The sequence below is a fragment of the Variovorax sp. Soil_C_39 genome, from assembly GCF_057656815.1.
On sequence record NZ_JBDGJQ010000002.1, the window covers coordinates 22793 to 44914 of the forward strand.

Here is a 22122-nt window from a genome sequence, read left to right on the forward strand (position 1 = left end):
CCGAACGTTTGCCGAGGGAATTGTCATGATCGATCGGATGGCCCAGCCGTTGCTGGCGTTGCCGCGTTCCGTAAAGCGGTCGCTGGCGTTGACCATCGACGCGGCCCTTTGCGTGCTGTGCGTGTGGCTGGCGCTCAGCCTGCGGTACGAAGCATGGGTAGAACTGAAAGGGGTGCACTGGCTGGCAGTCGGGGCCGCGATCCTGGTGGCGCTGCCGGTTTTCATCTTCACGGGGCTCTACCGCGCCATCTTCCGTTATGCGGGGAGCGCGGCAATGATGGCGGTCGTGCGCGCCTGCTTTGTGTTCGGCATCGCCTATTTCCTGATGTTCACTGTCATCGGCGTTCCCGGAATTCCACGGACGGTCGGTGTGTTGGTGCCGGTGCTGCTGTTCTTGGCGATCGGCGCGTCGCGCATGCTGGCGCGCTATTGGCTGGGCGGGCTGTACTTGCAGGTGCTGCGCAGCAAGTCGTTGCCGCAGGTGGTGATCTACGGCGCTGGCAAGGCCGGGCGCCAACTGGCGGCGGCACTGTCGCACAGCCCCGAGATGGTGGTTCGCCGGTTTGTCGACGATGCCGTGCAGATGCAGGGCCGCACGCTGAACGGCTTGCCAATTCACGCGCCATCGTGGCTCAAGGCCAACGCTGCAGCGCATGGCATCACCGACGTGCTGCTCGCGATGCCCTCCGTTTCGCACAGCCGCAGGGCAGAGATACTGAACGAGCTGCTGTCGCTGCACCTGCATGTGCGCACGCTCCCGGGCATGGCCGATCTGGCGCAGGGCCGGGTCCAGGTCAAAGACCTGATGGAGGTCGACATCGAAGACCTGTTGGGGCGCGACCCTGTGGCGCCGGTCGATGACCTGCTGCACCGCCATGTGCGCGGCAAGGTGGTGCTCGTGACCGGCGCCGGCGGCTCCATCGGCAGCGAGCTGTGCCGCCAGATCGGGCAGCTGTCTCCCTCGACACTGCTGTTGGTCGAGTGGAGCGAGTTCGCGCTCTATGCCATTCACCGCGAACTGGAGCAGGCCGCACCCGCGGTCAACGTGGTGCCGCTACTCGCGTCGGTCAGCGACGGCGCGCGCATGCGGCAGATTATGGGCGTGTGGCGGCCCGACACCGTCTACCACGCCGCGGCCTACAAGCACGTGCCGCTGGTCGAGCACAACCCGGTCGAAGGCCTGGTCAACAACACGCTGGGCACGCTCACCACTGCCCTGGCCGCGCGTGACCATGGCGTGGCGCAGTTCGTCTTGGTCAGCACCGACAAGGCGGTGCGGCCGACCAACATCATGGGCGCCAGCAAGCGCCTGGCCGAGATGACGCTGCAGGGCCTGGCGCAGCAAAAGCCGCACACCTGCTTTTCGATGGTGCGCTTCGGCAACGTGCTCGGCTCCAGCGGATCGGTGGTGCCGCTGTTTCGCCAACAGATCGAGGCGGGCGGGCCCATCACGCTCACGCACGAAGACATCACGCGCTACTTCATGACCATTCCCGAAGCGGCGCAACTGGTGATCCAGGCCGGCGCCATGGCGGAAGGCGGCGACGTGTTCGTGCTCGAGATGGGCGAGCCGGTGCGCATTGTCGACCTGGCCCGCCGCATGGTCGAACTCTCGGGCCGCACGGTCTGCGATGAACAAAATCCCGAAGGCGATATCGAACTGCGCATCACCGGCCTCCGGCCGGGCGAAAAGCTGTACGAAGAGCTGCTGATCGGCGACAACGCGATGCCTACCGCGCATCCGCGCGTGATGAAGGCGCATGAGGCCTGCCCACCCTGGGCACAGCTGGCGCAGCAGATCGAAGAACTCGGCGTGCTGCTGGAGCGCAACGACGTGCCTGCCATCAAGAGCAAGCTGAAGCTGCTGCTCGGGGGCTACCAGCCGCACGCCGAGGTGGTGGACTGGGTCTATCTGGAGCGCCAGCGCCGGACGTCGGCATTGCCGGCGGCTGCTGCGGCAGATGCAGCGGCGACGGAACCAGGATTCGTCCCGATCTGAGTGATCTGGTCGGCCTTGTGAGGCTTCGGGATCGCGCTGCGCCGCAATCCCGATCCTGCGCAGATTATTCGTTGTACTTGTACTCGGTGTACCGGTAGCCGCCGTAGCGGTAGCCATGGCTGCCGTAGTGTCGGCGCGTCAGGTCGATGCCGTTGAAGATGACGCCCGTAACGCCCTTGCCGGCATGCGAGAGGCGCTTGGCGCTCTCGTTGAGCTCGCCCAGTTGAGTCTGGTCGGCGCGAGCCACCAGAAGCACCGCGCCCATGTGCGGTGCCACGCCAGCCGTGTCGGCAGCGACCAGCACGGGCGGCGTGTCGATGATCACGAGTTCGTACTGTTCGGAGGCCATCTCGAGCACACGCAAGAAGCTCTCCGACATCAGCATGTCCGCCGGATTCGTCGGCAGCTTGCCGGTGGTCAGCACGTCGAGGTTGGGCAAAACCTGCTTGTGGATCGCCTGCTCGGCAGAGAGTTGGCCGGCCAGCAGTTCCGAGAGGCCGCCTTCGCGCGGCAGCCCGAACTGCTTGTTCAGGTGCCCTTTGCGCATGTCGGCATCGATCAGCAGCACCCGCTTGCCGGCATGCGCCATGATCGCGGCGAAGTTGCCGGAGACAAAGCTCTTGCCGATGCCGGGGGTAGCGCCGGTGATGAGCACCCGGTTGTTACCGGCTTCGAGCGTGGTGAATTGCAGCGCGATGCGCAGGCTGCGCAGCGCCTCGATCGGCGGGCTGTCAGGATGGGTGGCTGCGAGCAGTTGAATGCCCTTGGCACCGGCGGCAACGCGCTGGTCGAGCATGGTTTGTTCGGCGGTGAAGGGCACGACCGAATACACCGCGAGCCCGGTCTGGGCCTCGATCTCCTGCGGGTCCTTGATGCCGGTGAAGAAGCGGCTGCGAAGAATCGCGAGTGCGATGCCGCCCAAAAGGCCCAACACCAGCGCCAAAGCGACAACAAGCATCTTCTGCGGCTTGACTGGATTCTTGGGCTTAACCGCCTTATCGAGCAGGCGCACGTTGCCCGTCTTGCCCTCTTTTACTAGGCGCAATTGCAGCGCGTTGTTCTGCAGTGATTGGTAAAGACCGCTGTTCACCCGCACGTCGCGTTCCAGGCGCAAGGCGTCCTGCTGCATCGTCGGCATGCGACTGACCCGGCCGTTGAGGCTGCCGAGTTCTCTTTCGATGGCGGTGATTTGCCCATCGATGATCTTCACGCGTGAGTTGATATCGGTAAATCGGGCTGCCACTTCGCGTCGACGTTGTTGCGCTTCGAGAAGTTTGGTCTGTAGCTCGATCGTCTGCGCCAGCACGCCCTTGGCTTCTTCGTCAAAGGCTACGGTTCCGTTTTTGTTACGGAAGCGTGTGTAGGCATCTTCAGAGGCTTCGAGCTGGCGTTTGAACTCCGGCAGTTGCTCGTTCAGGAAGGCCAGTGTCTTCTCCGCCTCGGCCGCCTTGCGCTCGACGTTTTGCCGCACGTACTGCTCGCCGACGGCATTGAGAATGCGGGAAAGCCAGTCGCGGTCGCTGTCTTGCAGCGCCACGCTGATCACATTCGATTGTTTGCCTTGCTCGCCAAGTTGCAACCGCTTTTGGAGGTCCTCGATGGTTCGCAGTTGCGAAGCACGCGATACGATAAATTCAGCGCCGGGCTTTCCTTCGAGTTTGTCGATCAACAGGTCGATGCCGCCGTTCTCCAGCGGATGGCGCAGCGGCAAGCCGACGGTGCCGCCCAGCGGCTCGTCAAGCTTCGCGTGCGTCAACGTGTATTTTCCGTCGCCCTGTACGGTGACCAGGAAAGGCTCTTCGTCTTCGAGCTCTGCAGGCACAACGAACCGCGCTACGCCAATGCGCTCTTTGCCGGTGACGTAGCCGCCGATGCCAAGAAACCCGGGCTCCGAAAGCCCGTCTGCGCGCCGAGCCAGCCATTGGCCCAGCACGGGTAGGTAGCGCGGCTGTGCATCGATGAAGGCGCGCGTCTGGTCTACCGCCGCACCGATCACCATCCGCGAGCGAATGATCTGAATCTCGCCATTGGCGGGCGTTTTTACGTCGAAGAGGTTGGATGCATCGCCAAGAAAACCCTTGGTGTCCGGTACAGCATCCTCAACCTGGATCAACAGGTTCGATTGGTAGATGGGCGTGGACAAAAGAGCATAGGCAACGCCGATCACGAGTGCGAAGGTCGTGACACCGATCACCAGCCACTTGCGATCGATCAGGATGTCGATCCATTCGGACAGATTGATGATGTCGTCATCGGCCGCCGCAGCCCCCTGCCCATTGCGTGCAGGATTCGAATTGGTGACAGCAGGAGTGTTCATTTGAATCGCCGAATGCGTTCGGCCCATGTCTCGACGCCGGCGTCGATGAGTTGGAGTGCGTGCTCGAAGGCTCCCTGGCCCATCTTGTATGGGTCGGGAATGTTCAGCTTGGCGGTTTCGGCAAGGCGAAAGACCTTGCCGCGCGTCAGCGGGTAGCTGTTTTCGATGTGGCGGCGCTGGCCCTCGTCCATGGTGAGGATCAGGTCGACCGGGGCGCACATCGACTGGGTGATCTGGCGCGCACGGTGTTCGCTTAGGTCGAGCCCGCGCGCGGCCATCAGCTCACGGGCGATCGGGTCTGCCGGGTGGCCGATCAGGGCTCCGGTGCCGGCCGACGACACGGTGAGCTGCGGAAGGGCATTGGCCAGCAGGATGTGGGCCATCGGGCTGCGGCAGATGTTGCCGATGCAGACCACGAGAATGGATTTCATCGTGCGCTCCTTCCTGCTCGGCCGCGGGTGGGCTGGGTTTTCATGCGAACACTCATTGGCTGTTGCTGCTGCTGTCGAAGTTCAAGATGTTGTCTCCCGCGCGAGGCGCTTTGTCGGGTGGCGGCGCAAAGTCGAAGGCGCCGCGGTCGCGCACGGACGTCAGGTCGTAAAGGGTGTGGCTGCGGCTGAGCCTCGCGCCGCCGTCGCGGGTGAGCGGCGACCATCCAAAGGTGAGCGAGAACTTGCTCGACCGCGGGAGCAGGGCGTCCAGCGGAATCGACAGGTAGATGCCCTTGTCGAAATCGCCTTCGCCGAACTGCTGCGACGAGACGTTCGTCTTGGTGGCATAGGCACCGAGCACCAGCCCGTTGTCGAACCGGCGGATGATTTCGAGCGTCACGCCGCGGTCGCCCGCAAGGTACTGGCCGGCACTGACCTTTGCCAGCACGCCGTTCCAGCCGGTGTCCCAGTAAAGGCTCGCGTGGCCGGTGGTCACCTTGTAGTCGCGCAGGCCGAAGTCTTGCGCAAAGTCGCGTTGCCGCACGCGGTTGATGTCGACGCCGAAGGCAATGGGGGAGCGCGCCGGCCGATAAAGCCATTCGGCGCCGACGCCCGCGAACATCGGTTCGAGCAGGCCGCCGTAAGTGCTGTAGTAGTGGTTGGTCGACCATTGGCCCACGTGCGTGAGCTGCAACGAGGGGATGGTGAAGCGCCGCGAAGTTACGTACTCGCGCTGGAAGGTGCGCACGCGCGGCAACTCGCTGGGCGCGGTGTAGGTGAACTTGTCGTAGTTGTCGGCCAGCCGCAGGTTGACGTTGCCGCTGAGCCAGGTGCGCGGCGTGAAGCGGTATTCCGCGGTGGCCTGCACGCCGAGCTGGTAAAGGATGAAGGCGTCGGGGCCGCCGATGATCTGTCCGTAGCTCGGCGCCAGGCCGAAGCTGAACTTGTCGCGGGCGTTTTCCCATGGCCCGAGGGTGGGTGCGGCAGGCGTGTTGCCGTCGGCCGCGCTGCGCTCGACAGGCGGGAGCGGTGCCGACAGCTCGGGCGTGGCGGCAATCTGTGGCCTCTCGCCGCGGCGCGGCAGTGCGGGCTCGTAGTCGCGCTTCGACACGGCGCGGGCCTGGTGCGGCGGCAGCGCCTTGATGCGCGCGGTCACCCATTCGGCCCGGTCGATCACCTGCGCATGCACCGCGAGCCCGCGCTCCGAGTAATGAAAGACAAAGCTCTTGAAGGCGTCCGGCGCATCGTGGTGCAGCACCGCAATGGCTTTTTCGACGCGCACGGTGCGATAGACGGTGTTGCTGTCGGTCACCCACACATGCACCACGTCGTGCTTGGGCGCGATGCGCTCGACGGTCCATTCGGTTTGCGCCTCGATCTCCATGGCCGTGGCCGCCCAGCCGGGCGAGCGCTCGGGCCCTTCGGCCCTGAAGCCCGGCAGGGGCCGGTCGAGCACCTTGGTGGTCTGGGCATTCGCCATATTGCCCGCCAGCGTGATGCCGACCATGAACTTGTCGCCACGCTCGAAGCCCGTCGACAGTGTGATGGCGGGCGAGACGCGGTAGGTCAGGCCGATGTTGAAGGGCGAGCGCTGGCGCTGGTTGTTGGCCTGCGGCTCGTTCTGGTAGTTGTTGCCGTCGTATTCGAGCTTGAGCGTGAGCGGGTCCCAGGGCGTGCGCCACTGCACGCCGCCGAACAGCGCGGCAGGGCCGCGAAAGTAGGAGCCGAACCGGCCGGTGTTGGCGCCCGAATTCGCGCGCGTGTCGAAGCGGCTGCCGAGCAGCTTGAACGGGTTGCTGATGTTGCCGCTCGCGCCCAGGTAGCCCCAGCCCATTCCGAGGCTGAAGTCGAAATCGTTCCAGCGCTTGTTCGCCACCAGGTACTCGCCCGAAAACAGGCCCGTACCGCCGATGTCGCGAAAGCCCAGCGCCACCTCGGGCACGCGGGCGCTTTCCTTCAAGAGCCGCAGCTTGATGTCGATGCTCTTGTCCTTGTTCGACTGGCCGGTGTTGCTGGCCTCGTAGGCGCGGTTCGAAATGGAGGTGTAGCGAAAGCCCGCCTCCATCCAGTCGAACGGCTGGAGCATGAAGTTCAGCCGCGTGTAGGGCCAGATCGAGGTGAGCGACGTGCGCCCGTCGCCGGCCTGCCCCATGCGCGCTGAAGGCGTCTGCAGCAAGCCGATCTCGCCCCAGTCGTTGCCGCTGACGTCGAGCGGGCGCGGCTGCGTGGCGACCGTGTCGGGCAGCGAGGCGATCGACGTGGGTGCCGTGTACACGGGCGCGGCGGCCGGTGTGGCAGCCGGCGCGGCGGAAGGCGCAATTGAAGGCGCGGCGAGTGGTGCATCCGTGGTCGCGGCACCGGCCGATTCCTGCGGCGAGGGGCCCTGGACCGCAAGAAACTTGATCATGCCCTCCGACAGCGCCGCCAGTTCGGGCATGCGCCTCGGCGGCGCCCAGATCCAGGCGCCGGGCGCGGGCTCGTCGATGGGCTCGGCGTTCCAGGCGGCGATGCCGGCGCGCGTGGTGCGGCCGTCGGGCTGGGCAATCCACGCCCAGTCGGCACCGCCCTCGGGCGCGCAGCCGGCCAGGTAGTCGGGCACCGTGCGCCCGGCCTCGTGCCTCACGCGGCAGAAGCTGCCGTCGGGCTGCACCACCGTCACCCAGCGCAGCACGGGTGGTGGCGCCACGAGCCGCTGGCCTTCACCAAGCACGGGGTCTTGTTCGGGGTTGGCCTGGAGCCAGCGCGCATCGACGATGCCCAGCGCTACGCGGCCAGTGGCCGGCAGGCTGTTCAGCACGGCCAGCAGCTGCTCGCGCGCCGGCCGCTGGCCGGGAGATGCCGACCGCACGGCCGCTTCGACGCTGACCAGCAAGGTTTCCTTCAGGAGTTGCTGCGCCAGCAGCTCCTGCGGCACCTGCCAGGCCAGGCCGGGGTTCGACGCCTGCTCGGGCTGGCGCAGCAGCCAGTCGCTGAGGCGCTCGCCCGGCCGCACCAGCTCGGCGCTCGCAGCCATGCGATCGTTCGAGGCGGCGTGGGCTGGATGAACCGTCAACACAATCGCTGTGGCCAGCAGGCTGAGGCGGAAAGGGAGGTTGATCGGGCCGAGCGGTGCCAAGCTCATGAACCAGCGCTTGTCGAGGCAGTGTTGGCCGGGGCAGGCGGGTTCCATCGCTCGAAGCTCAGGCACAGGTCGCGGGAGAGGCACTGTTCCGAATACACCACCTCGAGCCGGTCGCCCACGGGTGCCAGGCCGAAGCGGGCGGGTGGCAGCGAGGCCGACGCCGGCTGCGTGCTGCTGCGTTCCTCGAACCAGCGCAGCGACTCGGCGGACCGGCCGGCGAGCATGGTGTCGCCGGGTGGATCGATCGGGCGCTGCTCGACCTGGTCGCGGATGCCGGCGCGGTAGCCGGGCATGAGGTCGCGCTCGCGCTCGAAGCGCGTCGCCGATCGGGCGCCGCCGGCAGCCTGTGGCCAAACGGGAGCGTTGGAGAAACGCACCGCGCGCCAGTCGGTCGTGAGCCCGGCCGTGGAAACCACGCGCCCGTGGCGCAAGCGCACTGCTTCACCCGAGGCGCTGTACCAGACCTCGGTGGGACCTTCAGGATGGGGGTCGACGTATCCGAGCACGAGAAAAACGGTGCGGCCTTCGAAGGAGGCGCGGAGATAGCTGAATTCCGGGCGCAATACGGGGGAGTCCGACGGCGAGGCGCCATAGAGATGCCGGGCGGTGGCAAGCATTGCCGAGGAGCCCGAGGAACATCCGCCCAAAAAAAAGGATGATGCGAGAACGCAACATCCTAGTTTTCGGACCGCGCCAGTGGTGCGTCGGACTCTCGCAGAGAACCCCCCCTTGCGGAGGGTTCCGGCCATTACCTGGTGCCGGTGGTTCCGGTACCGCCCGGGGGAATGTAGAAGCCGCCGCCGCCGCCGCCACCGCCGCCGGCAGTTGCTGCGATGACCACACCGGTCACTGCGCCGATGCCGATCATTTGTTCGCGGGTCAGGGAGCCACCCGACGCTGCTTGGCGGGCTTGTGAGGCGTTGGCCGGCTGGGCCGCTTGGGCGGGCTGTTGTTGAGCCAGCGCAGGGGCGGAAGCCAGGGCTGCCAAGGCCATTGCGGCGATCAGGTGAGTGTGCTTCATGATTTCCCTTTTCAGAGGTGGATTGGGCGCGTATCGAGGTTACTTGCACAGATGCATTGTTACGACTCGCTGGGTGGATACTACCACTCTCAGAGCGGTGGGAGCTACCCGCATGAGAGGAGAAACGCTTCGGGAAGACCCGCTTTTCGCCGGAATTGCGACTTTTGTTGCAAATGGTTTCCCAAATTCTCAGTAAGCGGCACGCGAGCCGGCTTCGGCAGGCGCCGCCGCGCCCTTGAACTCGCCCGCAAGCCCCCGCGCGGCGCCCGCGAACAGCAGCAGATCGACGCCCACCGCGACGAAGGTGCAGCCGAGTTCGAGATACCGCCGTGCGAGCTTCGGGTCGGAGGTCAGCGTGCCCGCGGCCTTGCCCGATGCCACGATGGTGCGCATGGCCGCTTCGATCGCGGCCTGGACCTCCGGATGCCCGGGCCGCCCGCGATGGCCCATCGACGCGGCCAGGTCGGCCGGGCCGATGAACACGCCGTCGACGCCGTCCACGGCGCAGATCTCGTTGAGGTTCGACAGCGCCATCACGGTTTCGGCCTGCACCAGCAGGCAGACCTCGTCGTCGGCGACGTCGAGGTAGTCGGTGCGCCTGCTCCACTGCGACGCCCGGCCGACCGCGCTGCCCACGCCGCGGACGCCCAGCGGCGGGTAGCGCGTGGCCGCGACCAGCGCGCGTGCCTGCTCGGCCGTGTCGACCATCGGCACCAGCAGGTTCTTCGCGCCGATGTCGAGCAGCTGCTTGATCAGCGCGGTGTCGCCCTGCACCGCACGTACCACGGGTTCGGCCGGGTGGGGCGCAACCGCCTGCAGCGTGGCGAGCGTGGAGCGCAGGTCGTTGGGCGCGTGCTCGCCGTCGATCAGCAGCCAGTCGAAGCCCGCCGTGGCGCTGACCTCGGCCATGTACGGATCGGCCATCGACTGCCAGAGGCCGACCTGCGGCCGTTTCGCGGCCAGCGCGGACTTGAAGTTGTTGTGGGCAGGCATGGAAGGTGTCCTTGGATGGGGGGGGTGTTTTCGTCAGTCCAGCTGGCCCTGGCAGACGTATTTGGTGTGCAGGTAGTCGTCCAGCCCATGGACCGAGCCTTCGCGGCCGTAGCCCGAATCCTTCACGCCGCCGAAGGGCGCGGCCTCGGCGGCCAGCGCGCCCTCGTTGATGCCGACGATGCCGGCCTCGAGCGCATCGGCCACGCGCCAGACGCGGCGCACGTCGCGCGAATAGAAGTACGCGGCCAGCCCGAACGGCGTGTCGTTGGCCTGGGCGATCACCGCCGCCTCATCGGCGAAGCGCGTCAGCGGCACGACGGGGCCGAAGGTCTCTTCGCAGGCGCAGGCCATCGTCGCGTCGGCATCGGCCAGCACGGTCGGCGCAAAGTAGTTCGGCCCGAGCGCGGGCAGCCGCGTGCCGCCGGTGAGCACGCGCGCGCCGCGCGTGGTGGCGTCGTGCACATGGCGCTCGATCTTCTCGACCGCGCGCGCATTGATCATCGGGCCGATCTGCGAAGCGCTGTCCGACGCCGGCCCCACGCGCAGCGCGGCCACACGGGCGACGAGCAGCGCGGCAAAGCGGTCGTGCACGGCCTCGTGCACGAACACGCGGTTGGGGCACACGCAGGTCTGGCCGCCGTTGCGGAACTTGGCCGCCATCAGGCCGTCGACCGCGGCCTCGAGGTCGGCATCGTCGAACACGATGAAGGGCGCGTTGCCGCCGAGTTCGAGTGAAAGCTTCTTGAGCGTGTCGGCCGAGCGCCGCGCCAGGTGCTTGCCCACAGGCGTCGATCCGGTGAAGGTGATCTTGCGCACGCGCGCATCGTCGAGCCAGGCATCGACCACCTGGGGCGTGCGCTCGCGCGAGGCGGTCACGATGTTGAGCACGCCCGCAGGCACCCCGGCCTCGGCCGCCAGCGCCACCAGCGCGAGCGAGGTCAGCGGCGTGTCCTCGGCCGGTTTGCAGACCACGGTGCAGCCGGCCGCGAGCGCCGGCGCGATCTTGCGCGCGATCATCGCGGCCGGAAAGTTCCAGGGCGTGATCGCGGCCACCACGCCCACGGGCTCGCGCAGCGCGAACATGCGCCGGCCGGCCAGGGGTGCGGGAATCACCTCGCCGTTGGCGCGCGTCGCCTCTTCGGCAAACCACTCGATGTAGCTCGCCGCATAGGCGACCTCGCCGATGCCCTCGGCCAGCGGCTTGCCCTGTTCGCGCGAAATCATGCGGCCCAGGTCGTCCTGGTTGGCGAGCACCAGGGCGTTCCAGCGCTTGAGGATCTGCGCGCGCTGCTTGGCGGGCGTGCGGCGCCAGGCCGGAAAGGCGGCATGCGCCGCATCGACCGCGGTGCGGGCGGCGGTGGCGTCGGAATCGGGCACCTGCGCGATCGGCGCGCCGGTCGCCGGATCGGTCACGTCGAACATGCGACCGGCCGGTCGGTGCCATTCGCCAGCAATGAAGTTCGCGCTGCGCTGCAGCTCGGGGCGGGAGAGGGTGAGCATGTCCATTCAGATCATTGGTTCAGAAATCATCAAGCCGTCGCGCAATCGCCGCGCATGAAAAAGTGCGGCTGGGGCCAGGAACACCGCGGAACCGGCTTTGCCGGGCCGCTGGTGTTGCCCCCTTGAGGGGGGAGTCGAGCTACACGAAGTGAGCGAGGGACGGGGGTGGGCCTTTCTCTAGCTCACGATGCCGAGGTGCCATGGGACGAATTCATGGTCGCCAAGGCCCAGTGCCTCGCTGCGCGTGCGTTCGCCCGAGGCATGGCGCAGGATCTGTTCGAAGATGCGCTCGCCGAGCTGCGGCACGCTGAGCTCGCCGTCGAGCACCACGCCGCAGTTGATGTCCATGTCTTCTTCGAGGCGGCGAAACATCGGCGTGTTGCTCGCGAGCTTGATCGTCGGCGCCGGCTTGCTGCCGAACATCGAGCCGCGGCCGGTCGTGAAGCAGATCAGCTGCGCGCCGCTCGCGATCTGGCCGGTGACCGCCACCGGGTCGTAGCCCGGCGAGTCCATGAAGACGAAGCCGGCCTTGTCGATAGGCTCCGCATATTCGTACACCGCCTGCAGCGGCGTGGTGCCGCCCTTCATGGCCGAGCCGAGCGATTTCTCGAAGATGTTCGCGAGCCCGCCGGCCTGGTTGCCGTGGCCGACCACGCCGTTGAACTGCGCGTTCTGCCCCGCCGCATAGCGCTCCCACCAGGCCAGGCGGTCGAGCAGCTTCTGCCCGACTTCTGGCGTGACGGCGCGGCGCGTGAGCATGAACTCCACGCCGTGGATCTCGGGCGTCTCGCTCAAGATGGCGGTGCCGCCGTGGCGCACCAGCAGGTCCATCGCGGCGCCGAGCGCGGGGTTCGCGGTGATGCCCGAGAAGCCGTCCGAGCCGCCGCACTCCAGGCCGACCTTCAGGTGGTGCGCGCCCACGCGGGTGCGCACCGCAGCATTGGCCTCGGGCAGCATCTCTTCGACCGCGCGGATGCCGGCCTCGATGGTCTGGCGCGTGCCGCCCACCTCCTGCATCACCAGCGTGCGCAGCAGCCGGCCCTGCTCGAGCCCTTGCGAGTCGACCAGCGCGTCGACCTGGTTGCGCTCGCAGCCCAGCCCCACGATCAGCACGCCGGCCAGGTTGGGGTGGCGTGCATAGCCCGCGAGCGTGCGGCGCAGCACGTCGAAATGTTCGCTCGGCGACGACATGCCGCAGCCGCTGGTCTGCGCGAAGGCGGCCACGCCATCGACGTTCGGAAAGGCCGCGAGCCGCTCGGGCGTGAAGTGCGCCGCGATGCGCTTGATCACCGTGGCCGAGCAATTGACCGACGACAAAATGCCGACGAAGTTGCGCGTGCCCACGCGCCCGTCGGCCCGCACGAAGCCCATGAAGCCCGCGCGTTCCGCCTCGGGTACATAGTCGACCGGGCGCACGTCCTGGCAAAAGCCCGGGTCGCGGTACGAGTCGACCAGAGTGAGGTTGTGGCTGTGCACGTAGTCGCCGGCCTCGAGGCTGCGCGAAGCGACGCCGATCACCGTGTCGTACTTCTTCACCTGCTCGCCGGCCGCAATCGCCCGCGCGGCGATCTTGTGGCCCGCCGGGATCTGGGCGCGTGCGCGCACGCCGAAGCCAGCGATCGTCTCGCCAAGCGCGATCGGGGTCTTGGCCACCAGCACGTTGTCGTTCGGGTGGAGGCGCAGCAGGCGGGCGTCGTTCATGTCGGTCAGCCTTTTTCCATCAGCTCCTTGAGATTGAGCTTGCGGATCAGCTCGGTCTCCTGTCGGTAGACGGCCTCGACGTACTTGCGGTAGTCGGGGCCGTCCTGGTACATGACGGGTGCATCGATGCTGTCGGCCACTTTCTTGAATTCGTCGCTGTTCACCGCCACGCGGAAGGCGTCGCGCAGCTTCTTCTCCACCGCGGGCGGCAAGCCGCGGGGCGCGCCGATGCCGTTGGGCGCTTCGACCACCACGTCGTAGCCCAGCTCCTTGAGCGTGGGCGCGTCCTTGAAGCGCGGCGTGCGCGCATCGCCCCAGGTGGCGAGCAGGCGCAGCTTGCCGCTTTCGACGTGCGGCGCCCACGAGCTGCTGTCGGCCAGCACGTCGACCTGCTCGCCGAGCACGTCCTGCAGCGCGGCCGAGCCGCCCTTGTAGGCGATGGCGTTGAACTTCACGCCGGCCGCCTGCGCGAACTGCTCCATGCCCACGTGCGTGGCGCCGCCGATGCCCGCATGTGCATAGCTGATCGCGCCAGGCTTCGCCTTGGCCTGCGCCACCAGGTCGGCCAGCGACTTGAAGCGCGAACTCGCATGCACCGCGATGCCGAAGGTCTGGCCCGAGGTGCGCGCGAGAAAGCTCAGGTCCTTGAGCGGATCGATCTGCACTGTGCCGATCTGCGCAAAGCGCGTGACCGAGATCGGGATCTGCCCGATGGTGTAGCCGTCGGGGCGGGCCGAGGCGAGCGCCTTGGTGCCGATCATCCCGGAGGCGCCGGCGCGATTCTCGAGGGCGACCGGCTGCCCGAGTTCGCGCGCCGCGATCTGGCAGATCGCGCGCATGGAGCGGTCGGCTGTGCCGCCGGCCGGCCAGGGGCAGATGAAGGTGATCGCGCGCTCGGGGTACTCGGCCGCGAAGGCGCGGCCGGTGGTGGCGGCGAGCGCGGCGGCGCCGAGGCCGCCCAATACCAGCTGCCGGCGGGGAAGGGTGCGATGGATGCTCATTTGTTGTCTCCGTTGTCGGGTTCGAAAGGCCACGCGCATTCTTCAGCAGACAATCATTGCAATCCAATGAAATAGCGGACTCGCTTCATAGCCTGGAGGTTATGTAGCCGCCGTAAGCACCCCATGAGCCAGATCGACCGCGTTCTTCGTTCCAACCTCAAGCTGCGGCATCTGCAGATGCTCGTGGCACTCGACCAGTTCAGGCATCTGGGCCGGGCCGCGGAGTTCCTGTCGGTCACGCAGCCCGCGGTGTCCAAGTCGCTCGCGGAGATCGAACGCATGTTCGGCCTGGCGCTGTTCGAGCGCTCCACGCGCGGCACCGAGCCCACGCCCTACGGCGACAGCGTGGTGCGCTTTGCCCGCTCGGTGCTCGCCGACTACGACCGCACACGCGACGAGATCGCCGCGGTCGCGAGCGGGGCCGCAGGCCGCACCAGCGTGGGCGCCATGGTGGTCGCCACGCCGGTGTTGCTCGCGCGCGCGGTCGAGATGCTCAAGGCGCACTCCGCGCAGACGACGGTGCTGGTGGAAGAGGGCGACCTCACCCGCCTGCTGCCCAAGCTGCGCCTCGGCGAGCTCGACCTGTTCGTCGGCCGGCTCGAGCCCGGCTATGCGGCACCCGACCTTGAAACCGAGGCGCTGCATGCCGAGCCGATGGCGGTGGTGGTGCGGCCCGGCCATCCGCTCGCGTCGAAGCGCCGGCTCGACTTTGCGGGGCTCGCCAAGGAGCCTTGCGTAATGCCGCCACCCTGGGCGTCACTGCGCGTCAAGCTCGATCAGATGTTCTTTCGCGACGGCGTGCATCCGCCGGCCGACATCATCGAGTCGGCCTCGTTCCTGGCGCAGGTCAGCTTCGTGCAGCAGCGCGATGCGGTGGCCTTCATGGCGCGCTCGGTCGCGCGCCATTTCGAGCGGCAGGGCATGCTCAAGGTGCTGCCGATCGCGGTGCCGATCGATCTGCCGCCGGTGGGCCTGATCACCTTGCGCGGCCGCAGGCGCACGCCGAGCACGCAGCAGCTCATCGAGTGCCTGCGGCGCGCCGCCAAGGCCAAGTCGCCGCGCTGACCCCGTCTATTGGCTCGACGGGCTGGCAGGCGCGGCGGGCGGGTTGCCCGTGCCGGGCGTGGTCTGGAGTTGCGGCGCGCTCTGGGTCGGCGTCTCGGGCTTGACCGGGCCTTCCTCGCGTGTCTGGATGAGCAGGTTGTAAAGCACCGCGAGCAGCATCACCGTGATCGCCGCGCCAATGCCCCAGCGGAACACGCGCTTGTTGTCGCGCTCGTCGCTCTTCGCTTGTTCGGTCTTCATCATTCTTGATTCACCCCTTCAATGCGGTGCAATCACGCTGCCTCGGCAGGGGGCAGCGGGGTGTCGGACAGCGACTCGGGTCCTTGGCGATGCCTGCCTACGCGGTGGTGCTCCGCGTCGCACGCGCGTGCGACGCCTCTGCGGCCATGCTCCGCGCATGCAGCAGCAGAAAGAAGACGATCCGCAAGATCCTTCGCGCGACACGCGCGCGCGTGCCTGCCCGCCGTTCCGGTCCGCCATCCGCACCGGCCTGATCGCAGGCGCCTTCGCGAGCGTGGCCTCGACGATCGCGCTGTCGGTATTGGGGCGTTGCCAGATCGCCAGCGCCAGTGCACCGACCAATGCGACGAGCCACTGGATCTGGGACCGCACCGCGCTGATCAGGCGGTCGCCCTCGCTGCGCCACACGCTGATCGGCTACGCCATCCACCACGGTTCCGCCACGTTCTGGGCGGTGCTCTACGCCTGGCTCCATGCCAACCGCAGGCCAGCGCAGTCGGTGCCCGCGGCGCTGTCGGGTGCCGGCGTCGCGGCGGCCACTGCCTGCGCCGTCGACTATCTGGCGACACCCCGGCGCCTGACGCCCGGGTTCGAGCACCACCTGTCGCGGCCGGCCATGGCTGCGGTGTATGCCAGCTTCGCAGTGGGCCTGGCGCTCGGCTGCGCAGTGGCCAATCGCCCGCCGCGGCATTGACGCGCGGATGCCAGCGGCATGGTGAAAGAAGGCCGGCCATGCGCGTGGTGATCGTCGGCGCCTCGGGCTTTCTCGGCCGCGCATTCGCAGCCGCCTTCGCGGCGCACGGCGCCGACCTGCTGTGCACCGCACGCGACCCCGAGCGCGCTTGCGCCGACGCCACCTGGCCGCAGGCACACACGCAGTGGCTGGGCGCCGACCTGATGCAGGTTCCGCCCGCGGCGTTCTGGGCCGACCACCTGCGTGCCGGCGACGTGGTCATCAATGCCGCGGGCGTGCTGCGCGAGCGCAACGCAGGCGAGTTCGAGGCGATCCATCACCTCGCGCCGGTGCAGCTCTTCGACGCCTGCGCCGCGGCGGGCGCCGCGCTCGTCATCCAGGTGTCGGCGCTCGGCGCCACGGTGGACGCGGCAAGCGCCTACCACCGCAGCAAGGGCGCCGCCGACCGGCACCTGCGCCAGTGCCGCGTGGCGTCGGCCATCGTGCAGCCTTCGCTGGTGTGGGGCGACGAAGGGGCGAGCGCCCGGCTGTTCGTCACACTTGCCGTGATGCCGCTGCTCGCGCTGCCCGGCGGCGGTGGCCAGCTGGTGCAGCCGGTGCACCTGCACGACGTGGTCGCGGGCGTGGTCGCGTTGGCCGAGGCGCGCCCCGTGCGCAGCCGCACTATCGCCTTCGTCGGGCCGGAGCCGGTGCGCTTCGGCGACTACCTGGCCGACCTGCGTCGCCAGCTCGGCCATGCACGCGGCGCCTGGGTGCTGCCGCTGCCCGAAGGCCTGTTCCGCTTCGGCGCGCGGCTCGCGGGGCGCTGGAAGGGCAGCTTCCTCGATGCCGACACCGCGGGCATGCTGCTGCAGGGCAACGCCGCGCCGGCCGATGAGTTTGGGCAATGGCTCGGGCGCGCGCCGCGCTCGCACCGCAGCTTCGTCCCTGCGCAGGGTGCCGAGGCGCTGCGGCGCACGGCCTGGTTGCAGTGGATGCTGCCGCTGCTGCGGTGGTCGGTGGCGGCGGTGTGGATCTGGACCTTCGTGGTGTCGATCGGCCTCTATCCGCGCGACCAGAGCCTGGCGCTGCTCGCGCGTGTGGGCGCGCACGGCACGCTGGCCGAATGGCTGCTGAACGGTGCGGCGCTGTTTGACCTGGCGCTCGGCATCGGCACCGTCGCGCTGCCCGCCGCCTGGCGCGCCCGCGTGCTGTGGCCGCTGCAGCTTGCGCTCATGGCCTTCTACACGGCGGCGATCACCTGGGCCATGCCCGAGTTCTGGCTCCATCCCTTCGGACCGTTGTCGAAGAACCTGCCGATGGCCGCTGCCATCGCGCTGCTCTGGGCGATGGAGCCGCCGCGTCCAGTCAAGGAGAAGAAACCGCCATGGAATACCTCGTCCTGAAATACCTGCATGTGATCTCGTCCACGCTGCTGTTCGGCACGGGCATCGGCTCGGCCTTCTACCTGCTCGCGACCACGCTTTCGCGCGACGTGAGCGCGGTGGCGGTGGTGGCGCGCATGGTGGTGCGCGCAGACTGGCTGTTCACCGCGACCACGGCCGTGCTACAGCCGGTCACCGGCTTCATGCTGGTGCAACGCATGGGCCTGCCGCTCTCGACGCCGTGGCTCAAGGCTTCGGTCGTGTGCTATGCGCTCGCGATCGCCTGCTGGCTGCCCGTGGTGTGGCTGCAGATGCGCCTGCGCGACCTGGCCGCCGAGGCCGCGCGCGAGGGCACGCCGCTGCCGCCGCGCTACTGGCTGCTGTTCAAGTGGTGGGTGGCGCTCGGCGTGCCGGCGTTCTTCCTGTTCCTGGCGCTGTTCTGGCTGATGATCGCGAAGCCGGCGCTCGGAGGAAGTTAAACAGACGTCTTGGCCCGCTCGATGATGCAGCGCACCGTGACGGCCAGCGTGCACAGGTAGCGCGCATCGGCCGCGAGCGACCGGATCATGGCGGCCACGAGGTCGTCGAAGTCTTCTTCCGATGGGCGCAGGCCGGCCTCGCCGTGGCGCCGGTCCAGCGCCCGGCGCACGCGGTCCTGCGCCTGCATGTAGTCGGTGCGCAGCAGCACGCTGCGCGCCAGCAGCACATCGAGGTTGAGCAGGTCGAGCGCGTTCATCGCAAGCCTCATCCGAGCGCCGTGTCGAGCACCATCATCACGACGAAGCCGACCATCAGCCCGCCGGTGGCGAAGGCCTCGTGGCCCTGGCGGTGCGACTCGGGAATGATCTCGTGGCTGATGACGAACAGCATCGCGCCGGCCGCGAGCGCCAGGCCCCAGGGCAGCAGGCTCGCGGTCAGCGTGACCAATGTGGCGCCGAGCACTGCCATCACGGGCTCCACCAGCCCCGACGCGACGCCCAGGCCCGCCGATGCCAGCCGCCCGTAGCCCACGCCGCGCAGCGCGAGCGCCACGACCATGCCCTCGGGCACGTCCTGGATCGAGATACCGGTGGCCAGCGCGGTGGCGGCCACCGGATCGGAGCCCGCGAAGGCCACGCCGATCGCCAGGCCCTCGGGCAGGTTGTGCAGCGCGATCGCCAGCACGAACAGCCAGACGCGCTTGAGCTTGACGGCCCGGGGCCCTTCGACGCCCTTGATGAAATGCTCGTGCGGCACGACGCGGTCGATCGCCAGCAGCAGCGCCGCGCCCAGCAGAACGCCGCCGCCCACGATGCCACCCGCGCCCCAGGCGCCGAAGCCCTGCGTGCCGGCAGCCTCAAGGGCCGGAATGACGAGCGAGAACGATGTGGCTGCGAGCATCACGCCGGCGCCGAAGCCCAGCATGGTGTCGAAGGTGCGCTGCGAGAACTGGTGCGACAGCAGCACCGGCAGCGTGCCGAGCGCGGTCGCCAGCGCAGCCAGCGAACCGCCGAGCAACGCGCCGCGCACGTGGGCATCCCCCAATGCCACCGCCTCGAATGCTTCGAGCAAAAGAAACACCACGCCGGCCGCGACGATGCAAAGGCCAAGCAGCCGGCGCCAGGACCGCCTCCGGCCGGCGCGTGCGAACAGCAGTTCGAGGGTCGTCATCTTGGAACCAGAAGAAAGGTGTTCGCAAAAAAAGGAGCGGCGACCTTGATGGCCGCCGCCCAACTCGCACCCACGAGAGAAAAGGTTGTCGAGCCGGTGTTTGTTCACCCTGGATGAAGATTCGGTGCGGCGAATGTGGCAGCGCGTAGGAGCGTTTCTCGTGTGGGCTGCAAATGCAGACTACATGCGCCTCCCTCGCATGAGGCATTGAGCTTTGGTTTGCTCAGCTGCCGCGAGGCAACCGCGCGTGCCCGCGCATGTCTGCCTCGGGCATGCCGATTGCCGCTCCCATCGAGCGCCGGAAAGCGCATTGCTCCCGGACCGACTCCTTCTTTCTCGATGCTGGATAACTGCCATGAAAAGATCGCGGCGGCGCGCGGGCCGCGCCAATGAGTGCTACGAACTGCTCGAACAACTCTCGCGCCGGAAACTGCCGGTGGTGTGCTCGGAACCCGATGAGATCGACAAGATCCTCGCGCTGCGCAGCGCCTTGCTGCTGCAGGCGCAGACGGAACCTACCGTGATGCTGCGCACGGGCGAACGCCGCATCGCGCGTGCGATCGTGACCGCCATCACCGCCGAAGGCCGCGCCGCCTGCGCGCTGGCGTCCTAGAACTGTCCCTGGCCGTCGCCTGTTCTGTCGTGCACCCAGCGCATCGCCTGCTGCTCGGCATGGCGCAACGCCTCGGCCTCGCTGGCATAGCCGATCTCGTCGGTGTCGTCGGGCAGCGCCTGTTCGCGGTGGCCGGCGCCCTGGCCCAGGCAAACCACGACGGGGCGGTACACGCCCGTGGCCATGCGGCGCGCGCTGTAGATGAAACGCCAGCCGCGGTAGGCGAAATCGTGGCGATCGCCGGCCCCCGGATCGCCGCCCGCTGCTGCAGGTTCGCGTGCACTCATTGCGGTTGCTCCATCGTCAAGGGATTGCCGTGGCGCCGAACGGCCTCGCGGCGGCGTTCGAACGGGTCGATGTTCATGCTCTGGCGGTACTTGGTGACCGTGCGGCGCGCAATGCGAAAGCCCTGCTGCGCGAGCTGGCGCGCGAGCGCGGCGTCGCTGAGCGGTGCCACCGGCTTTTCCACCGCGATGAGCTCGCGGATCAGGCCCTGCAGCGCCACGGGCGCACTCGCGCCGCCGGCCGCATGCGCGAGCCCACGCGAGAAGAAATACTGCAGCTCGAAGACGCCGACCGGCGTGGCGATGTACTTGTTGTGCACGGTGCGCGACACGGTGGACGGATGTACGCCCACCTCGTCTGCGATTTCGCGCAAGCCCAGCGGCTTCATCGCGAGTGGGCCGTGCTCGAGGAACAGCTTCTGCCGCGCGACGATGGCGCGCGCCACGCCGAGGATGGTGGCGGCACGCTGCGAGACGTTGCCCGCCATCCAGCGCGCCTGCTCCAGGCATTCCTTCATCGCGGGGCAGCGGTTGCCGCCGTGCTTCTCGAACAGCTGGACGTAGTCGGCGTTCACGCGTGCGCGCGGCACGGCGCCGGGGTTGAGCGAGGTGCGCCACGCGCCGGCCACCTTCCGGACGGTGACGTCGGGCACCACGAAACGCGCACCGGTCTCGCCGAACTGCCAGCCCGGGCGCGGGTTCAGGCGCCGGATGGCGTCGACCGCGGCCTGCACCTCGTGCGCGGCGGCGCCGAGTGCGCGTGCGAGCCGGCCGGTGTCGCGCGCGGCGAGCAGCGCGATGTGCTGTTCGAGGATGCGGCGCGCCAGCTGGCGCGTGCCGTCGTCGGCAATCGCATCGAGCTGCAGGCACAGGCATTCGGCCAGGTCGCGCGCCGCCACGCCTGTCGGCTCGAGCGCCTGCACGCGCCGCAGCGCGGTGCGCAGCTCCTGTTCGGCGTCGGCATGGCATTCGCCGAGCGCGGTACCGATCTCTTCGAGCGAGATGCGCAGGTAGCCGTCCTCGTCGAGGGCCTCGACCAGCGCCTGCGCGAAGGCGGCTTCGCGCTCGGACAGCCGCAGCACGCCGAGCTGCGCATGCAGGTGAGCGCGCAGCGAATCGGGCAGCGGCACGCGCTGCATCAGGTCGAAGCTCTCGTCGTGCGACAGGTGGCGTTCGCCCGTGGCGGGCGCGGCGGTGAGGCGGTCGAAGGCGGCGGCATCACTGGCATGGTCGGCGAGCGCCGGCGCGGCCTCGGCCGTGTCTGCCGCCACGACGGCCCCCGCTTCGGTACCGTCCTGAGAGGCCGCATCGACTTCGAGGAAGGGATTGAGCTCGGCCGCTTCGCGCAGCGCCTGCGCGTAGTCGAGCGACGACATCTGGAGCAGCCGCACCGCCTGCTGCAGCCGGCGCGAGAAGACCGGCGCCTGGATCTGGCGGGCCTGCATGGCAATGGAAGTGTTCATGGATCTCCGTGTGTTGGCCTGGCGGGGCGGTCGGCAGGGAGACGGTCCTGCGCAACGGACGTGCCAGCGCCGCGGGGGCCGGAATCGGCTTGATCAGTAACTCGAAAGTTCGCGAAAATCGGGCCGAACCCCGCCACCGGCAGAAAGCCTTGCGGTAAATCTTGCGGACCGGCAGGGTAGAGACAGCCGCCTGCGCTTGCAGCACACTCCGGCCAATGAAAATTCCGGCAAGTGGGAACGAGGGCGCGTGGGCGAAGTTGGCCGGCGCGGGCGTGCTGTTGCTCAGCCTGGGGCTCGTGTGCGCGCGCCAGGCGCGCTCGTCCGCGGCGGCCCACCTGGCGCTGGCCGACCATGCACGGCGCCAGGCGGCACGCGCAGAGGCGGCGCGGCGGCTCGAGCACGACCTGCGCAGCCCCGTGGGCGCCATGGCCGTGGCGCTGGAGCTGCTGCGCAGTGCCGACGACGACGCCACGCGCAACGAAGCGATGGCGGTGCTCGAACGCCAGGTCGCTCGTATGACCTCGCTGACAGAGCGAGTGCACGAATTCGCACAAGGCATGGCCGATTGAGCTGTCCGGCGAACGCCTGTCCGCGAGGCAGGCTCGAGTTTCAGGGAGTGACGCGGAGCAACGCAAGCAATCAAGGCGCGGGCGCAGGCAAGAGCG

21 protein-coding genes are annotated in these 22122 nt (G+C 68.2%); 7 read left to right on the top strand and 14 right to left on the bottom strand.

The window, feature by feature from the left end:
• Positions 1–25: 25 nt before the first annotated feature.
• A complete protein-coding gene (locus AC3A6J_RS04190; RefSeq protein WP_487858655.1) occupies positions 26–1999 on the top strand; it encodes a polysaccharide biosynthesis protein in 1974 nt (657 codons plus the stop codon).
• Between the two features lie 64 nt (positions 2000–2063).
• Here AC3A6J_RS04190 and AC3A6J_RS04195 read toward each other — a convergent pair whose 3' ends face one another.
• The 9 genes from AC3A6J_RS04195 to AC3A6J_RS04235 all read right to left on the bottom strand — a co-directional run bounded on the left by AC3A6J_RS04195 (position 2064) and on the right by AC3A6J_RS04235 (position 14084).
• Positions 2064–4316, bottom strand: a complete 2253-nt coding sequence (locus AC3A6J_RS04195) for a polysaccharide biosynthesis tyrosine autokinase (protein ID WP_487858656.1) — start codon at positions 4314–4316, stop codon at positions 2064–2066.
• Positions 4313–4747: a low molecular weight protein-tyrosine-phosphatase gene (locus tag AC3A6J_RS04200; RefSeq protein ID WP_487858657.1), complete on the bottom strand. Its 435-nt coding sequence runs from the start codon at positions 4745–4747 to the stop codon at positions 4313–4315. Before AC3A6J_RS04200 ends, AC3A6J_RS04195 begins: the two co-directional genes overlap by 4 nt.
• Positions 4748–4799: 52 nt before the next feature.
• Complete coding sequence (locus tag AC3A6J_RS04205; protein WP_487858658.1) at positions 4800–7868, bottom strand: YjbH domain-containing protein; 3069 nt, start codon at positions 7866–7868, stop codon at positions 4800–4802.
• Positions 7865–8485, bottom strand: a complete 621-nt coding sequence (locus AC3A6J_RS04210; RefSeq protein ID WP_487858659.1) for a YjbF family lipoprotein — start codon at positions 8483–8485, stop codon at positions 7865–7867. Before AC3A6J_RS04210 ends, AC3A6J_RS04205 begins: the two co-directional genes overlap by 4 nt.
• A gap of 131 nt (positions 8486–8616) precedes the next feature.
• Positions 8617–8889 (bottom strand): hypothetical protein, encoded by a 273-nt coding sequence (locus tag AC3A6J_RS04215; RefSeq protein ID WP_487858660.1) that lies wholly within the window; start codon positions 8887–8889, stop codon positions 8617–8619.
• Positions 8890–9078: 189 nt separating this feature from the next.
• Positions 9079–9882: a 4-hydroxy-2-oxoheptanedioate aldolase gene (gene hpaI, locus AC3A6J_RS04220; RefSeq protein WP_487858661.1), complete on the bottom strand. Its 804-nt coding sequence runs from the start codon at positions 9880–9882 to the stop codon at positions 9079–9081.
• Positions 9883–9915: 33 nt separating this feature from the next.
• Complete coding sequence (locus tag AC3A6J_RS04225) at positions 9916–11382, bottom strand: NAD-dependent succinate-semialdehyde dehydrogenase (protein WP_487858662.1); 1467 nt, start codon at positions 11380–11382, stop codon at positions 9916–9918.
• A 177-nt stretch (positions 11383–11559) separates the two neighbouring features.
• The gene (locus AC3A6J_RS04230) at positions 11560–13083 is read right to left on the bottom strand and encodes a UxaA family hydrolase (RefSeq protein ID WP_487858663.1); all 1524 of its coding nucleotides are present in this window, start codon (positions 13081–13083) and stop codon (positions 11560–11562) included.
• 5 nt (positions 13084–13088) lie between these two features.
• Positions 13089–14084 (bottom strand): tripartite tricarboxylate transporter substrate binding protein, encoded by a 996-nt coding sequence (locus AC3A6J_RS04235; RefSeq protein WP_487858664.1) that lies wholly within the window; start codon positions 14082–14084, stop codon positions 13089–13091.
• A gap of 123 nt (positions 14085–14207) precedes the next feature.
• Between AC3A6J_RS04235 and AC3A6J_RS04240 the strand changes: the two genes are divergently transcribed.
• Positions 14208–15149, top strand: a complete 942-nt coding sequence (locus AC3A6J_RS04240) for a LysR substrate-binding domain-containing protein (protein ID WP_487858665.1) — start codon at positions 14208–14210, stop codon at positions 15147–15149.
• A gap of 6 nt (positions 15150–15155) precedes the next feature.
• On the opposite strand, the gene AC3A6J_RS04245 is transcribed toward AC3A6J_RS04240, so the two are convergent.
• Positions 15156–15389: a hypothetical protein gene (locus AC3A6J_RS04245; RefSeq protein WP_487858666.1), complete on the bottom strand. Its 234-nt coding sequence runs from the start codon at positions 15387–15389 to the stop codon at positions 15156–15158.
• A gap of 157 nt (positions 15390–15546) precedes the next feature.
• On the opposite strand from AC3A6J_RS04245, the gene AC3A6J_RS04250 reads away from it, so the two are divergent.
• The 3 genes from AC3A6J_RS04250 to AC3A6J_RS04260 are packed head-to-tail and all read left to right on the top strand — an operon-like array spanning position 15547 to position 17926.
• Entirely contained in the window at positions 15547–16083 is a 537-nt protein-coding gene (locus AC3A6J_RS04250; RefSeq protein ID WP_487858667.1) for a hypothetical protein, read from the top strand.
• Positions 16084–16121: 38 nt separating this feature from the next.
• Positions 16122–17468, top strand: a complete 1347-nt coding sequence (locus AC3A6J_RS04255; protein WP_487858668.1) for an SDR family oxidoreductase — start codon at positions 16122–16124, stop codon at positions 17466–17468.
• Complete coding sequence (locus tag AC3A6J_RS04260) at positions 17450–17926, top strand: DUF2269 family protein (protein ID WP_487858669.1); 477 nt, start codon at positions 17450–17452, stop codon at positions 17924–17926. The genes AC3A6J_RS04255 and AC3A6J_RS04260 overlap by 19 nt, the downstream gene beginning before the upstream one ends.
• Here AC3A6J_RS04260 and AC3A6J_RS04265 read toward each other — a convergent pair.
• Positions 17923–18183, bottom strand: a complete 261-nt coding sequence (locus AC3A6J_RS04265; RefSeq protein ID WP_487858670.1) for a hypothetical protein — start codon at positions 18181–18183, stop codon at positions 17923–17925. The two genes, AC3A6J_RS04260 and AC3A6J_RS04265, sit on opposite strands and share 4 nt — an antisense overlap.
• A gap of 8 nt (positions 18184–18191) precedes the next feature.
• Positions 18192–19097, bottom strand: a complete 906-nt coding sequence (locus AC3A6J_RS04270; RefSeq protein WP_487858671.1) for a ZIP family metal transporter — start codon at positions 19095–19097, stop codon at positions 18192–18194.
• 355 nt (positions 19098–19452) lie between these two features.
• On the opposite strand from AC3A6J_RS04270, the gene AC3A6J_RS04275 reads away from it, so the two are divergent.
• A complete protein-coding gene (locus tag AC3A6J_RS04275) occupies positions 19453–19710 on the top strand; it encodes a hypothetical protein (RefSeq protein WP_487858672.1) in 258 nt (85 codons plus the stop codon).
• Here AC3A6J_RS04275 and AC3A6J_RS04280 read toward each other — a convergent pair.
• Both AC3A6J_RS04280 and rpoN read right to left on the bottom strand, forming a co-directional pair.
• Entirely contained in the window at positions 19707–19997 is a 291-nt protein-coding gene (locus AC3A6J_RS04280) for a hypothetical protein (protein WP_487858673.1), read from the bottom strand. The genes AC3A6J_RS04275 and AC3A6J_RS04280 overlap by 4 nt on opposite strands.
• Entirely contained in the window at positions 19994–21457 is a 1464-nt protein-coding gene (rpoN, locus tag AC3A6J_RS04285; RefSeq protein WP_487858674.1) for an RNA polymerase factor sigma-54, read from the bottom strand. The genes AC3A6J_RS04280 and rpoN overlap by 4 nt, the downstream gene beginning before the upstream one ends.
• Before the next feature lie 215 nt (positions 21458–21672).
• On the opposite strand from rpoN, the gene AC3A6J_RS04290 reads away from it, so the two are divergent.
• Positions 21673–22026 (top strand): histidine kinase dimerization/phospho-acceptor domain-containing protein, encoded by a 354-nt coding sequence (locus AC3A6J_RS04290; protein WP_487858675.1) that lies wholly within the window; start codon positions 21673–21675, stop codon positions 22024–22026.
• The last annotated feature ends 96 nt before the right edge of the window (positions 22027–22122 follow it).

What these genes read in the sequence shown, in the direction of transcription:
- AC3A6J_RS04200 (WP_487858657.1), bottom strand. Translation starts at nt 4,747, where the DNA reads ATGAAATCCATTCTCGTGGTCTGCATCGGCAACATCTGCCGCAGCCCG.
- AC3A6J_RS04225 (WP_487858662.1), bottom strand. Translation starts at nt 11,382, where the DNA reads ATGCTCACCCTCTCCCGCCCCGAGCTGCAGCGCAGCGCGAACTTCATT.
- AC3A6J_RS04205 (WP_487858658.1), bottom strand. Translation starts at nt 7,868, where the DNA reads ATGAGCTTGGCACCGCTCGGCCCGATCAACCTCCCTTTCCGCCTCAGC.
- AC3A6J_RS04190 (WP_487858655.1), top strand. Translation starts at nt 26, where the DNA reads ATGATCGATCGGATGGCCCAGCCGTTGCTGGCGTTGCCGCGTTCCGTA.
- AC3A6J_RS04230 (WP_487858663.1), bottom strand. Translation starts at nt 13,083, where the DNA reads ATGAACGACGCCCGCCTGCTGCGCCTCCACCCGAACGACAACGTGCTG.
- rpoN (WP_487858674.1), bottom strand. Translation starts at nt 21,457, where the DNA reads ATGAACACTTCCATTGCCATGCAGGCCCGCCAGATCCAGGCGCCGGTC.
- AC3A6J_RS04195 (WP_487858656.1), bottom strand. Translation starts at nt 4,316, where the DNA reads ATGAACACTCCTGCTGTCACCAATTCGAATCCTGCACGCAATGGGCAG.
- AC3A6J_RS04275 (WP_487858672.1), top strand. Translation starts at nt 19,453, where the DNA reads ATGAAAAGATCGCGGCGGCGCGCGGGCCGCGCCAATGAGTGCTACGAA.
- AC3A6J_RS04215 (WP_487858660.1), bottom strand. Translation starts at nt 8,889, where the DNA reads ATGAAGCACACTCACCTGATCGCCGCAATGGCCTTGGCAGCCCTGGCT.
- AC3A6J_RS04240 (WP_487858665.1), top strand. Translation starts at nt 14,208, where the DNA reads ATGAGCCAGATCGACCGCGTTCTTCGTTCCAACCTCAAGCTGCGGCAT.
- AC3A6J_RS04260 (WP_487858669.1), top strand. Translation starts at nt 17,450, where the DNA reads ATGGAATACCTCGTCCTGAAATACCTGCATGTGATCTCGTCCACGCTG.
- AC3A6J_RS04290 (WP_487858675.1), top strand. Translation starts at nt 21,673, where the DNA reads ATGAAAATTCCGGCAAGTGGGAACGAGGGCGCGTGGGCGAAGTTGGCC.
- AC3A6J_RS04270 (WP_487858671.1), bottom strand. Translation starts at nt 19,097, where the DNA reads ATGACGACCCTCGAACTGCTGTTCGCACGCGCCGGCCGGAGGCGGTCC.
- AC3A6J_RS04235 (WP_487858664.1), bottom strand. Translation starts at nt 14,084, where the DNA reads ATGAGCATCCATCGCACCCTTCCCCGCCGGCAGCTGGTATTGGGCGGC.
- AC3A6J_RS04280 (WP_487858673.1), bottom strand. Translation starts at nt 19,997, where the DNA reads ATGAGTGCACGCGAACCTGCAGCAGCGGGCGGCGATCCGGGGGCCGGC.
- hpaI (WP_487858661.1), bottom strand. Translation starts at nt 9,882, where the DNA reads ATGCCTGCCCACAACAACTTCAAGTCCGCGCTGGCCGCGAAACGGCCG.
- AC3A6J_RS04210 (WP_487858659.1), bottom strand. Translation starts at nt 8,485, where the DNA reads ATGCTTGCCACCGCCCGGCATCTCTATGGCGCCTCGCCGTCGGACTCC.
- AC3A6J_RS04265 (WP_487858670.1), bottom strand. Translation starts at nt 18,183, where the DNA reads ATGAACGCGCTCGACCTGCTCAACCTCGATGTGCTGCTGGCGCGCAGC.
- AC3A6J_RS04245 (WP_487858666.1), bottom strand. Translation starts at nt 15,389, where the DNA reads ATGAAGACCGAACAAGCGAAGAGCGACGAGCGCGACAACAAGCGCGTG.
- AC3A6J_RS04250 (WP_487858667.1), top strand. Translation starts at nt 15,547, where the DNA reads ATGCAGCAGCAGAAAGAAGACGATCCGCAAGATCCTTCGCGCGACACG.
- AC3A6J_RS04255 (WP_487858668.1), top strand. Translation starts at nt 16,122, where the DNA reads ATGCGCGTGGTGATCGTCGGCGCCTCGGGCTTTCTCGGCCGCGCATTC.